This window comes from Paraburkholderia sp. BL23I1N1, assembly GCF_003610295.1.
Classification (GTDB): domain Bacteria; phylum Pseudomonadota; class Gammaproteobacteria; order Burkholderiales; family Burkholderiaceae; genus Paraburkholderia.
In genome coordinates, this window is record NZ_RAPV01000001.1 from 723347 (window position 1) to 736786 (window position 13440).

12 protein-coding genes are annotated in these 13440 nt (G+C 58.0%); 4 read left to right on the forward strand and 8 right to left on the reverse strand.

Annotation, left to right across the window (positions count from 1 at the left end):
- Nucleotides 1-5: 5 nt before the first annotated feature.
- From B0G76_RS03520 to B0G76_RS03540, 4 genes are all read left to right on the forward strand, one after another.
- A complete protein-coding gene (locus tag B0G76_RS03520) occupies nucleotides 6-884 on the forward strand; it encodes a porin (RefSeq protein ID WP_120290141.1) in 879 nt (292 codons plus the stop codon).
- A gap of 288 nt (nucleotides 885-1172) precedes the next feature.
- Nucleotides 1173-1493, forward strand: a complete 321-nt coding sequence (locus B0G76_RS44685) for an NIPSNAP family protein (protein WP_120290145.1) — start codon at nucleotides 1173-1175, stop codon at nucleotides 1491-1493.
- 116 nt (nucleotides 1494-1609) lie between these two features.
- Nucleotides 1610-2050 (forward strand): hypothetical protein, encoded by a 441-nt coding sequence (locus B0G76_RS03535; protein ID WP_120290147.1) that lies wholly within the window; start codon nucleotides 1610-1612, stop codon nucleotides 2048-2050.
- 284 nt (nucleotides 2051-2334) lie between these two features.
- Nucleotides 2335-3159, forward strand: coding sequence for a Sir2 family NAD-dependent protein deacetylase (locus B0G76_RS03540; RefSeq protein WP_259460490.1), 825 nt, complete (start codon nucleotides 2335-2337; stop codon nucleotides 3157-3159).
- 309 nt (nucleotides 3160-3468) lie between these two features.
- Here B0G76_RS03540 and fahA read toward each other — a convergent pair whose 3' ends face one another.
- The 8 genes from fahA to B0G76_RS03580 all read right to left on the reverse strand — a co-directional run bounded on the left by fahA (nucleotide 3469) and on the right by B0G76_RS03580 (nucleotide 13358).
- On the reverse strand, nucleotides 3469-4782 hold the full coding sequence (fahA, locus tag B0G76_RS03545) for a fumarylacetoacetase (protein WP_120296176.1): 1314 nt from the start codon (nucleotides 4780-4782) through the stop codon (nucleotides 3469-3471).
- 161 nt (nucleotides 4783-4943) lie between these two features.
- On the reverse strand, nucleotides 4944-5876 hold the full coding sequence (locus B0G76_RS03550; protein WP_120290149.1) for an amidohydrolase: 933 nt from the start codon (nucleotides 5874-5876) through the stop codon (nucleotides 4944-4946).
- A gap of 4 nt (nucleotides 5877-5880) precedes the next feature.
- Complete coding sequence (locus B0G76_RS03555; protein ID WP_120296177.1) at nucleotides 5881-7206, reverse strand: MFS transporter; 1326 nt, start codon at nucleotides 7204-7206, stop codon at nucleotides 5881-5883.
- Nucleotides 7207-7221: 15 nt separating this feature from the next.
- Nucleotides 7222-8463 (reverse strand): MFS transporter, encoded by a 1242-nt coding sequence (locus B0G76_RS03560; protein ID WP_120290151.1) that lies wholly within the window; start codon nucleotides 8461-8463, stop codon nucleotides 7222-7224.
- Entirely contained in the window at nucleotides 8460-9728 is a 1269-nt protein-coding gene (locus B0G76_RS03565; protein WP_409076744.1) for an MFS transporter, read from the reverse strand. The genes B0G76_RS03560 and B0G76_RS03565 overlap by 4 nt, the downstream gene beginning before the upstream one ends.
- 14 nt (nucleotides 9729-9742) lie before the next feature.
- Complete coding sequence (locus B0G76_RS03570; protein WP_120290155.1) at nucleotides 9743-10789, reverse strand: amidohydrolase; 1047 nt, start codon at nucleotides 10787-10789, stop codon at nucleotides 9743-9745.
- Nucleotides 10790-10804: 15 nt separating this feature from the next.
- On the reverse strand, nucleotides 10805-11953 hold the full coding sequence (locus B0G76_RS03575; RefSeq protein ID WP_120290157.1) for a porin: 1149 nt from the start codon (nucleotides 11951-11953) through the stop codon (nucleotides 10805-10807).
- A gap of 58 nt (nucleotides 11954-12011) precedes the next feature.
- Complete coding sequence (locus B0G76_RS03580; RefSeq protein WP_259460800.1) at nucleotides 12012-13358, reverse strand: MFS transporter; 1347 nt, start codon at nucleotides 13356-13358, stop codon at nucleotides 12012-12014.
- Between the last annotated feature and the right edge of the window lie 82 nt (nucleotides 13359-13440).

Genomic DNA, 13440 nt, shown 5'->3' on the forward strand with positions numbered 1-13440 from the left:
AACGAATGAAGAAGGTCGCAGTTGCCGCCATCTTGTGCGGCGCATCCCATATGGCACTGGCACAGAGCAGCGTCGAACTCTACGGCATCGTGGATACCGGCTTTGAGTATGTGAGCAACGTTGGAGCAGCGGACAAGAACCTGTTCCGGGCGACCCAGCTTACTGGGCAGCAGCCTTCCCGCTGGGGTTTCAGAGGCGCAGAGGACTTGGGCAATGGGCTGAAGGCAATCTTTCGCCTCGAGAACGGCTTTTCCGTTTCAAACGGGCAATTGAACCAAGGCGGTCGCCTGTTTGGCCGCTCGGCCTACGTCGGCTTGAGCAGCAATCCGTGGGGAACACTCACGTTCGGTCGACAGCAGGAGATGCTGTGGACTGCGTTGATTCAGGCAGACAACATCGGCTCGGCGTCGTACTCGATGGTTGTATTCGACCCGTTCCTGGCAAGCGCACGCCAGGACAATTCTGTCGCTTACACGAACACCTTTGGCAATTTCACCTTGGGCGGGACGTTCAGCCTCGGGAGAGACACGTTGGCACCGGGTAACTGCGCAGGTCAGCAACCCGGCGAAGGCGTTGCCTGTCATGCATGGTCAGCAATGCTCCAATATAACAGTGCGGCTTGGGGTGCATCCGTCGCGTATAACGAGCAGCGCGGCGGCGAAACTTCTTCGGTGACCCTCATTCCGAGTCAGCCAACTATCGCCTTCAAGTCATCGTCGGATAAAGACTCTCGCTTCCTGGTTGATGGGTTCGTCAAGTTCGGTAACCTAAAGCTCGGTGCAGGATGGATTTATCGCCGTCTCAGAGCCGACACCGTGTCGTTGCAAACCAATCTGTTTTTTCGCCGGTGTTACTTACCTCGCCACTCCGTCGTTCCTGCTTGACGGTCAATACGTCGGTTTGCGCAGTTCCGTTGACGGCGTGCGCGGCGATATAGCCATCGCTCGCGTTACCTATTTGCTCTCAAAACGAAGCTCGGTCTATGTTGCGGGCGCACATCTGTTCAACGGCCACGCTGCGACCTTCTCTGTGTCCAGCACGTCGCCGGTCCCGGCCGCTCCAGTGGCGGGCCGCGGCCAGACTGGTGTGATGGTGGGCGTGCGCGAACTTTTCTAACGATTCCAGTTGGAAGCGGAGGTCTCGCTTCCGTCTTTCATTGAGGATGCGAACTCGTGATTGTAGAGATTCGGACTTATACCTGCCGAGTTGGTACAGTGCCCTTGTTTCTCGATGCATACGAGAAAGAAGGTCTGCCGCTCCAGCGTCATTACCTTGGTGAACCGCTCGGATGGTTCGTGAGTGAGGTCGGGAGTTTGAATGAGGTCGTGCACCTGTGGAGATTCGAAGACATGGCGGACCGCGAGGCGCGTCGAGGCGCCATGCAGCAGGACGACAGGTGGCGAACGTTCCTACGCAGCATGGCCGCATCAAACCATTTGATTTCGCAAGAAAGCTCTATCTATCGCCCGACTAGCTTTTCAAAGATGCAGTAACGATGAAGCATCAATGAGTTTCTTCGCGGGAAGTCAGGAGCGTGGTGCGATGCGACGCGCTCTCTTCAAGCAGATGAGCTAGCTTTAGCCTGGGGCAGAACGTTGGCATTGCGTGTATGGCGGTGTCTCTTGTCACGTTTGCATGGCTCGGTCAGAAACTCCGGCCCGCTATCATTCATCGCATCGGCACACTTGTGATGTGCGCCATTACTTACCGGTTGTCCTTGAAGCTCGTCGGCCATGAGATAAGTCTTGCGCTGGCCTTTGCACTCGTCGACGTCGTAGCAGGGACCTTCAATGGAACGTACGCGTATCTTGTTGCAGACCTGTTTCCGACCAACCTACGCTTCAGTGGTGTCGCGTTCTCGTTGAATCTGTCGAACATTGCCTTCGCAGGAATCACGCCCCTCCTCATCACGAACGTTATCAAGTTCACTCACAATACCGCGTCACCTGGTCTGTACATGGCGACTGTCGCTGCGATTTCCGTCACCGTTGGTTTGGCATTGCGAGGATGCGGCGGCAATATCGCACGAGGCAGAATGGAAAGCGTGTGAACCGCGGAAACCCGGCGCTTGATGTCTTCGGCACGCGCAAAATCGAAGTCGCTTCTGGAGTTGGCGGGAGCCGTGGAATCCTCGGTCCAAGGGGTGACCATCGAGGACATGAAAGCGTGGCGACGGTGCTGCGCTTAATCAGCGAGGCCAAATTTCGTCGACGGTGCGACGATGAAGACGAGCGCAAGGCAAGCTGCCGCACACGTCGCACCCGCGGCGCGTTAGTTTGATGCATCGGCGTTTCAGCCCATCGATAGTCGTCGCATTGTAAAGGGAGCATTGAGGTGACCGATTCGCAAGACGAAAAACTGGAGAAAGCAGCTGGCTGGCTGCGAGAAGCAGACGGTCTGCTCATCACCGCTGGCGCGGGCATGGGGGTCGATTCGGGCCTTCCTGACTTTCGCGGCCGAGACGGCTTCTGGTGCGCCTATCCCGCGCTTCGGCACCAGGGCCTCTCGTTCGAGGACGTGGCAAACCCAGCAATGTTCGCGGAGCATCCCGAACTTGCATGGGGCTTCTACGGACACCGGCTGAAGCTTTACCGTAAGACTGTCCCTCACGAGGGCTTCACGATTCTGCGCCGATGGGCGGACCGTATGACCCGTGGCGCGTTCGTGTTCACGAGCAACGTTGATGGGCAGTTCCAAAAAGCTGGCTTCTCGGGAAGCCGGGTCCGTGAATGCCATGGGTCTATTCACGCACTTCAATGCTTGAATGCCTGCACGAACGCCATATGGTCGGCGGAGGAGTTTCATCCGCAAGTAGATGAGGAGATGTCCATTCTGGAAAATCCAATGCCTCGTTGCCCGCGCTGCGGGTCTCTCGCGCGCCCAAATATTTTGATGTTCGGCGACTGGGGGTGGGTGGATGCACCTTATGAAAAGCAAATGCAACGCTTGGATGCCTGGATTTCAACGGTAGCGAAGCTGGTTGTCGTAGAACTCGGTGCCGGAAAGGCCCTGCCGACTGTGCGACGGTTCAGCGAAAAAAACGCGCGGAACCGGCTCATCCGGATTAATCCTCGTGAGGCAAGTACCAATACGTCGCACGGTGTCGGACTTGAGGGCGGTGCCGTGGCGATGCTCGGACTGCTCGACGCCCAGCAGTGAATTAAGTGCAACGGCAGCAACCGCGACTCGAGAGCGCTTACTTCGTCGCAGGTTGGTTCGGCTGTCCTCTGGCCTTTGCGTGCATTAGTTTTCGCGCGGGCGGCCGGATGCGGCCGAACCCTTCTCGGTTACGAACGTTCAGCAGTTGCACAGCCAAAACGTGGCGCTAGCCGAAAGACGTGGAAGCAGACGGAGGGGAAGGAGGTTGCCAATGTCCAGCTAAGCGGCGTTGCGGGGCTGTCGAGAGCCAGCGTCATCCTGCAACTCTGCCGAGGACGCAAACATTACGTGTACTGCGCCCCGCAACACCTAGATTCGGGCTGGCAAAACCGTTCCGCGACACTCTCCAAACCCGATTCGTGCATTTCCCTGCTTCTCGCACCACCCGCGAATAATGACGGTGTCGCCGTCTTCAAGAAACGTTCGAGCCTCGTCGGGCGATACATGCACGGGCTGCTTTCCCCCAACCGTCAGCTCAATCAAAGCACCGGCCTCGTCAAGTGTAGGGCCAGAGAGCGTGCCGCTGCCAAAGAGGTCGCCGGGTCTCAGGTTGCAGCCGTTCACCGTATGGTGAGCAACCAGTTGACCGGCCGTCCAGTAAGCGTGCCGATAGCTTGTTTGAGTCAGAACGGTTGGAGGCAAATCCGACCGGCGCATCGCCTCGGTCTCCAGCGAGACTTCCAGCTGAAGGTCAATCGCCCCGGCCGCGCGTTGGGCTATCGAATCGAGGTATGCGAGTGGCTGCGGGTCACTTTCGGGGCGGACGAACGGGACCCGGTACGGTAAAAGCGCTTCCAGCGTCACTATCCATGGAGAAATGGTAGTGGCGAAATTCTTCGACAGAAATGGACCGAGTGGCTGGTATTCCCAACCCTGAATGTCGCGCGCAGACCAGTCATTCAGCAAGCAGATGCCGAAGATGTGCTCCTCGACCGTATCAATCGGAATTTGCTTACCCTGCTCGTTCCCCTGTCCGACGAAAATACCCAGTTCCAACTCGTAATCGAGACGCTTGCACGGTCCAAAATCTGGTTGAATCGCGCCCGGCGCTAAAGACTGACCTACAGGGCGCGGGAATGATTGACCGGACACGCCAATCGAAGATACTCGTCCGTGATAGCCGATGGGCACCCACTTGTAGTTTGGTGTAAGCGGGTTGTCCGGCCGAAACTGCCTGCCGATATTTGTCGCGTGGTACACCGACGTGTAGAAATCTGTGTAATCGCCGATTTGAGCCGGGACGTCATACTCCGCTTCCGCTTGTGGCACGAGAGCTTCGGCCAATGCCTGCTCTTGCATCGCACCGGTGCGCAATGCACGCGACAACGCCAGGCGCACCGCCGACCAGGCTTCCTCACCCATGGCCATAAATCCATTCAGGAACGCGCCCGCGCACTGTTCGAGCGCCTTCTGCGTCAGTCCGGAAAATAGGCCGATTTGTGCGACCCGAGCCAAGTCGACAATCTGGTCACCGATTGCCACGCCTCCCCGGAATGACTCGTTGCTACCTGCCCGTCGGAAAACAGCGAAAGGAAGGTTTTGAATAGGAAAATCACTTTCCGGTTCGTTCGCTGATGCGACCCAGCTCGCAATCTCCGCGTCATGGGTCTCGTTGATTGTCAGCATTTCTGCTCCAGTCCGTTGTGGCTGTGCGTCGGAGCATACTGACACCTGCTAGCAGGGGCACCGACGAGGGAGTTTTTCTTAAGACAGCGGCGTCTCGTTCGCACATCTTAGACGAGGAACCGAGGAATCATCCTCACAGAGCATACGTGCCGCCGAATTCACGAGAAGCCATAGAGCTTTGAGGGGTTGGAAACAAACACCAGTTGCTGCCAGTCAGGTCGTTCAATCATGTTCGCGAAGAGGTCCAGGAGAAGTGCATCGTCGGGCTTCGAAGACTTCTCGGTGGGATGCGGCCAGTCCGAACCCCAGAGAATCCGCTCTGGCGCCATGCTTATGAACCTCTTGGCGACGGGCGCGACATCGGCATAGGTAGGTGCACCTATCTTGCTGTCCACGTATGGCCCGGACAATGTAATCCACGTATTTCCCTTATCTACCAACCGCGCTGCAGTACGGAAGGCGTCCGTCGACAGGCCCCCTGGCTGAGGGACATGCGCAATGTGGTCGATGACCAGCGGACACGGCAGGGCTTCGAGATGACTTTCGAGTTCAGGAAGGCGGGCGCCCTGAACGACCAGTTCAATGTGCCACCCAAGAGATGAAACTCGAGCCGCCAGCGTACCGAGCATGTCAAGGGTAGTCGCACCAGGATAGCTAAGGTTGAAGCGAATCGCGCGGACGCCGCCATTGTGCAAGTTGCGAAGCTCGTAATCGGTTACTGACGAGTCAACGACAGCGACGCCCCGAGCATTCACTCCGAACTTCTTTAGCGCATCGAGCGTGCAACGATTGTCCGTCCCGTAGGTCGATGGCGTCACGACGACGTTTCTGCGCATTCCCAACCGTTTTTGCACCAGCTTATATTGCTCGACGGTCGCGTTCGGCGGCCGCAGAGTCGTGCCTGACGCTACGGGAAAGCGGTCATCGTAGATATGCATATGACAATCGATAGCTCCCTCAGGCAGCTTGAACGAAGGTGCTTCCGAACCACTAGACCAGTTTTCTTCTGCCATTGCCATCATAGGTAACGCAGAGGCCGCCATCGCCGCTCCCGCATACTGCAAAAACGCGCGTCTTGTTTTGTTCTGCATTTTTTTAAACGACCTTGGTTTTGTTGGGCAGTTGTTTAGCGCGGCTCGCACGAGTGAGCAACAGGAGAGTGGCTACGCTCACGAGCGTCAGGATGGCGAGTGGCATGAGTGCGAGCGCATAACTACCCGTCGCTTCCTTGACCGCCCCGTACACGTTGACCATCAGTCCGCCACCCAGCAAATTCGCGATGGCGTTAATCGTCGCAAGGCCTGCAGCAACCGCGCTGTTCGACAGCATGTCCGTTGCGAGCGCCCAGAATGGGCCTTTGAATGAATAAGCGCCGACCAGAACCGCGCAGAGCATAAACACTGTCGGCACCAGGGACCCGCTAAGCGAAGTCGCAAACAACCCGACGCCAATCAACAGCATCGGTACTACAGTGTGCCAACGACGTTCGCCAAGACGGTCCGAACGCCGCCCCCAATACACCATGAGTATGGAAGCGGCCGCGTAGGGGACCGAGTTGACCAACCCGGTTTGCATCACTGTGAGGCCAAACGATTTGAGCAATTGAGGCTGCCAGACAGAGAGCGTGCTACCGGCTGCCGATGCGCATGTGTCGACGAGCGCAAGGCACAACACATACTTGTTGCGGAATAGCTTCATCAACGGCATCGACAGGACTTTTTTGGGAGTCTTCTGTTCAGACGCCAGCGCGCCCGCAAGCCATTTACGCTCGTCATCACTGAGCCACTTCGCGTTTTCCGGCTTGTTTGTCAACAGGAACAGACACGCGATTCCGAGCAGGACAGTGGGAACGCCTTCAAGGATGAACAGCCACTGCCAGCCTCTCAGACCAATGAAACCGTCCATCTGAAGAAGCAATGCCGAAATCGGCGAGCCAATGAAACTTGCGGCTGGAATTGCCACCATGAACGTGGCCACAATGCGAGCGCGATAGGTGGCCGGAATCCAGTACGAGAGATAAAGCAGGACGCCTGGAAAAAAACCGGCCTCGGCCGCACCGAGCAGAAACCGAAGGACATAAAACGAAGTCGCGTTATGCACCAGCGCCGTTGCTGCTGAAACGATGCCCCACGTAATCATGATGCGAGCAATCCAGATTCGCGCACCGTACTTCTCCAGCGCCAGATTGCTTGGCACCTCACAGAAGAAATAGGAGACAAAGAAAAGGCTGCTGCCGAACCCAAAGACCTTCGCCGACATGCCAAGGTCATTGTTCATCTGAAGCGATGCCATACCCACGTTACCCCGGTCGATAAAGGCGAGGAGGTAACAGACCATCAGGAAAGGCACTAGCCGCCAGACTACCTTGCGGACCGTCTGCCGCTCGATGGCAGAAATCGCAGTATCGTTGGTACGTTGCATTTTTGTCTCCACAGTCTATTGTGCGCCTGGGCGCTGCCTTCTGAATTGAGGAAATACGATGATGGCCACGACGCCGACGGTCAGCACTGCAGCCATTGCTCCGAATGTGCTGCGCACGCCCAACGCCTCGGACGCCGTGCCGACCAGCAGATAGCCAATCGGCATCGTTCCGTTGTAGGCCATGCCATACATGCCGACGAGACCACCACGCACGTGTTCAGGGCACTGGCGCTGGATGGTGGCGTTGGTCGACGTTGCGGCGAACGTCAGGCTGAATCCCAATGCGTAGAACGCCAGTACGGATTCGTATACCTCGGTGGTGCCCGCAAGAACTGCGAGGGCGAGGACAGCAGTCCAGGGCGCCCATGCGATGAAGCGCGCGGACGCGCGGGGGCCCAAAGCGGATGACAGCAGGATGGCTGAGGTCAGTGAGCCGGCACCGGCGCAGGCGAAGAACACCCCCGTGAACCTTGCTGCATCATGGAATGCGTGGTCAGCAAGTAGCGGCACGAGTGTCTGATAGCTGCCTGCGAACAGCCCAACGCACGCGAGAATCGGCAGATAGCGCCCGGAGAATGCATCGGACATGATGTATCCGACCGCGTCCCTCAATCCGCTGTCCGGACGCAACGGTCTTGCCTCCGAGACCGCGCTTATGGAACGAATGCACGTCGCCATGAAACAGAGCGCAACTGCATAAATCACGAAGGACATTGCGGGACCAAGCGTCGGATAAATGAAGCCGGCTATGGTCGGACCGACCATCCGCCCCACGTTGTAGACCATTGTGTTCATGGCAACCGCATTGGACGTCAGGCGCACGTCCCGCAAACTGGTTAGCAGCAACACCTGGCGTGCCGGTGTTTCCACTGCGCTTGACACTCCAATAGCGAGCGCATGCGCAAGAATCAACTTCACTCCCAGGATGCCAACTACCGACAAGGTGAAGAGACTTGAGGTCAGCAACAGTGAAGTCGTCAGTACGCAGAGCGTCACGCGTTTCGCGTTGGCGGAGCGAATGCGCGAGCCGGCTAGCGGGGCGACGACAAGCTGCGGCCCATAGAGCAGGAAATTAAGCAGTGCAAGAATCGCGGCCGACCCCGACAGATGATAGACAAGCAGATTCAGTGTGACGCTCTGTGTCCAGCTCCCCAATACGGAGGCGACCTGGCCGCTGAGATAGCGGCGCAAGGCGGACTCTGCAAGCGCGGGAAACATGCGCGCGTAGAAGCGCGCGTGTTGGCTAGTGGTACTCATTCGAGCGCCTTGCCACGTGTTTCCGGGGCAAGCAGAACTACGATTGCAGCTGCGGCAAATGCCACGATAGTTGTTGCAAGCCCGAGGGTGAAACCTCCTGCCGTCGAAGCCAGAGCCCCGATGACAAGTGGCGCAATGAAGCCTCCAAGTCGTCCGCCGTTATAGGCCAGTCCCATCAGCAGTCCGCGCGACGCGGTATTGCCGATGACCTCTGCGAGGAATGGTCCCGCGCCCGCGAAGATACCGTTCACGCCGAACCCGGTCAGAAAGATTGCGACCATCAGTGCTAACGGGTCCGTCGAGACGATGTACACGCCGACCGCGACGGCGCCCACCAGCAGGTACGCAAGAAACATCGGGCGGCGTCCAAGCCGGTCGACCAGGGCGGAGAAAAGTAGAAAGCCTGCGATTGCACCGAATTGAAGCGCGAAGACGAACTTCAGGCTGTGCACGAAATCGAGATGCTTGACCGTCAGAAGAAACGTCGGAGTCCAGGTGAACACACCCCAGTAGAGGTACTGCAGGAAAAAGATAAAAGTAAACGCGATAAGTAATCCGCGAACATTTGTTCTGGCCGACGGTGTCGATACGGAAGCGGATATCTGCTTTTTCGCGACCCGGCGCTCCCGCCAGATATCTGACTCGGGGGTTTTGCGCGCGACAAAAAACAGAATGAAGAACGGCAATGCGCCAATCAGAAACAGTAACCGCCATCCGTTGCCGGCCAGGCCGCCGTACGAGGTGCTGACAACACCCGCAACGGTAATGGCCAGAATCGCGCCGACCGGCAAGCCCATCTGCATCAGAGCGCCACCCTTGCCTCTGCGGCTGGCATGCCATGTCTCAGCGACCAGCGCTGCGCCCGAAGTCCACATGCCGCCCATGCCGAGTGCACCAAAGAACCGGAACGTTGCGAACCAGTGCTCATCCGGCGCAATGGACAGCAATCCCGAAAAGAGCGAGTAGATGCCAATGCAAAGCATCGCCGTTTTTACTCGCCCGAGCCGGTCCGACACCCATCCGAAAATGATTCCCCCTACAATCTGACCCGCCGCCGTAATGCTCGTGAATAGTCCAAGCTGAGCCTTTGACAAGCCGAACTGAATCGCGAGGACAGGTAGCAATAGCGACAGAAGAAAGGAGTCGTAGCTCTCGAACGTCCATCCCAGTCCAGCGAGCGTCAGCGAACGCCACTCCGGGAGCGTGATACTTCTGTAGCGGCGCGATTCAATATCCGGCGCGCTGGCCGCTTCGGGTGCCGGCATACTGACAGGTGATTTCATGCTTTGTCTCCTGTTCCGCGCAAGCGGTAGGTTCTGCTCGCTGTGCCGCATAAGAGCGATTGACGCTCAGACTGCGATGCGCCGTCGGCCAATCGCTTGAAGGCGTTCCAGAGAACCCGATAGCTGAACATCCCCTTGTCCACGGGAAAGTTGCTTTCGAACATGCAGCGGTCCGCACCAAACAGGTCCACGCAGACCTCAAAATAGGGCCGCCACGCGTCGGCGAGTTGCTGCGATGAGGGTGGCAATTCGGCACTGGCGAACTCGTACCCGAACACCGACATGCCGGCACCGCCAAGTTTCATGAGGGTGTTTGGAAGCCTCGCGAGCCGCTGAAGGCTGTTGCGCCATTCGCCCAGGACGTCGGCTCGTCGTCCCGCATGTGGCCCGACGCCTACCGGCCCCCCGAAGTGGTTGATGACGACCATTACGTCGGGAACGCCGCGCGCAAGCTCGTAGACTGCATCGAGTTGAGTGTGATAAACCCATACATCTAGCGACAGTCCGTACCCTGCAAGTGTTGCGACGCCCGCCCTGAATTTGACGTTCTGCATCAGGTCGCGAGGCGGCGTCACAGGGCTCGAGCTGACCGCTGCGCTCTCGTGCCAGGCAAGCGGATTGCGGATGCCACGTAGCCTTCCACCCGATACCTGCAGCATCGTCTCGAGCACAGGTGCGACCTCGCTTCCTAGTGTCAGGTCAGCTCCACCAACAATGGCTTCGCAACACCGCGTCTGTCCATACACGCCGCTTTCGCTCATCGCGGCGACACCATTCGCAAACTCCACCTCACCCACCGGACGCATTTCCACAGGGCCATCCGCGCGCAACATTGACCTGCACTGGACGTACACCGTGGAAACAACACGGTGACCAGAATTGACATCATCGACAAACTCGTGCGCGAGATAACGTCCGCTCTGTCGGTCCCAGAGGTGGTGGTGAGCGTCGACGATGGGCCAGTGTGCTTCCAGGACTGGCTCGTCATGCAGAGCGAGCCAGTCCGGTCGAACGGGAAGATGAGGGGCGTTTACGACTTGCATCAGCGGCTCCGGTCGTTAGAACTTCTGACGCATGCCGACCGTGAAGCCGGTCTGGTTGTACCCCGCGGCGACGGTGCCGTATCCATTGACGCCAAGGGCAGAGCCACTCTTGTTACGCGCAAAGGCAGCCGTCGCGTACAGGTCAGTTCGCTTGGACAGCGAGTAATCGGCGTTCAGCACTCCCATCCACGGGTCGGCGCTGCTGGCGTGCACGTCCTGGTAGTACGCGGCAGCGGTGAGCTGTAGCGCCGGCGTCACCCGGTATTGCGCGCCCGTCCAATACATATTGGCGTACCCGGCATCGGCGCCGTTGGCCGTAACAACCGGGTTGACTGGCAGAAATGCGCGCGAGGCCCGAAGGAAGCGATACCCTGCGAACGCCTTCACGTTTCCGATGACATACGTGGCGGCAGCGGTGACCCGCCGCTCGCTCGAGGTGTTTGTGGCGACCGTGTTGCTATTGCGCTGCTCGAACGACACACTCGCCGCGAGCGGGCCTGTGCCATAGGTCAGTGAGCCGCTGTAGAAGCGTCCCGTGATTTGAGCGCCCGGCACTTCGGCGCCATAACCCGTGTCGTACCGGGTGCTGTACATCGCAGCGGCCGTCAACGGACCGAAGGTGCCTACATATTTTGCTGAATTATCAATCCGTCCAGCCATCGCATAATCGAGCGACAGGGTCGAGTAGCGCGATGACGCCCCCATTGGGTCAAACGGGACAGCCTGGTCATACAGCAGCGAGTTTTGACGGCCGAAGGTGAGCTGCTGGCCCTTTCCAGCAAGACCAACAAATGATTGACGTCCAAAGAGACGCGATGTTGTCGTCGCATTTGCACCGATGCCCTTGGTCGACTGAGCAGTGGTGCCGTCATTAACGTTGAAACCGTCCTCAAGAACGAAGATGGCAGACAACCCTCCGCCGAGATTTTCGATGCCCTTCATCCCCCAGCGTGAACCGGACAGGTTGCCCGACACCTGGCGTGTTTGCCCTCCTCCGGCGGTCGTGTTGTTGATGTGCTCGACGCCTACATCAACGATGCCGTACAAAGTCACGCTGCTTTGCGCGTAGGATGCGGTAGCAAACGACATCCCGAGCACTGTCGTCGCCCCGAAGACGACCAGCGGTTCGATGCGAAAATTTTTACAGGTCTTTTTCAGCAGCATCACGTCTCCATGACTGAGTTTGTAATTTGATGAGTTAAGTTCTTCCACTGTGGGAAGTTCAGTGGCCAGTGACCGGCGCCTCTGTATCTGCACCGGGGTCGCCGAGCCATGCAATGGTTGCTGCGCCGACGAGGAGCACGGCAGACACCGCCATTAGCGGCGCGGTGAATCCGTTAGACATCTGCTTGATGAGACCAATCATCGACGGACCGACGAAGCCGCCGAGATTGCCAACCGATACGATGAGTGCGAGGCCGCCAGCAGCGGCGCGGCCCGTCAGGAAACTTGAGGGAATAGCCCAGTAGGTAGCCTGAAACGCAAGAATTCCGCTGACGGTGAAGCAGAGAGCGACCAGCTTCAGAGCGGGCACATCGGTCATTACGCTCGCTGTCAACGCAATAGCCGCGACGACGAGTCCTCCTGCGACATATGGAATCCGATTGCTAGCCCGATTAGCCAGGCGTGCCCACAGGAGCATCACCACTGCACCGACGGCGTACGGCACGGCGGTCAGTCCACCGACCACCGCATGGCTGACGCCGAACTGCTTGATGATTTGCGGCATCCAGAGACCGACACCGATGGAGCCAACGATGCCGCAAAAGTTGACGAACGCGAGTACGAAAACCCGCCAGTTGGTCATCGCATCGCGCAGGTTTGCGCCGTGCTTCGTAGCGATGCCTTTCTGTTCTGCTGCGAGACGGCGCGCGAGCACGGCCTTCTCGTCGCTGCTCAACCATTTCGCTTTCTCCGGGCGGTCAGCCAGTACGAATAGACAGGCAACGCCCAGGATAACTGCGGGCACACCTTCAATCAGGAGCAGCCACTGCCAGCTACGTAAGCCGTGCATGCCTCCAAGCTGAAGCAACGCGCCCGAAATCGGCGAACCAATCATGTTCGCGACAGGGATACCTACGAGAAACGAAGCCGTTACCTTTGCGCGCCACTTGCCGGGAAACCAGTGTGTGAAATAGAGGTAGATGCCAGGAGTAAATCCAGCTTCAGCAATACCAAGCAGGAAGCGTGCTGCGGCGAAACTTTTGGGGCCGACCACAAACGCGGTCAACATCGAGAAGACGCCCCACGTAATCATGATTCGCGCTATCCATATCCGCGCGCCTACCTTCTGCATGATGAGGTTGCTGGGAATCTCGAACAGGAAATAACCGATGAAGAAAAGTCCTGCACCCCAGCCGAATTGCTCAGCAGTCAAACCCAGGTCCTGGTTCATCGTGAGCGCGGCGAAGCCCACGTTGGTGCGGTCGAGATAACTGATTACGTAGCACGCGAAGATAAATGGCAGGATTCGACGGAACACCTTGGCAAGCGTGCGCTCACTGGCGGCATATTCCGTTGAAAGTGTGGCTTCATCCGCGACAGGCTCTTCGTCTGCCTTGAGTGCCATGCCGTGGGCGGTGTTAGAAATCTGCATGATGTACTCCTCCATCGCGATTCGTGGAACGCGACTTGTAGTCTGGTTTCCCAAC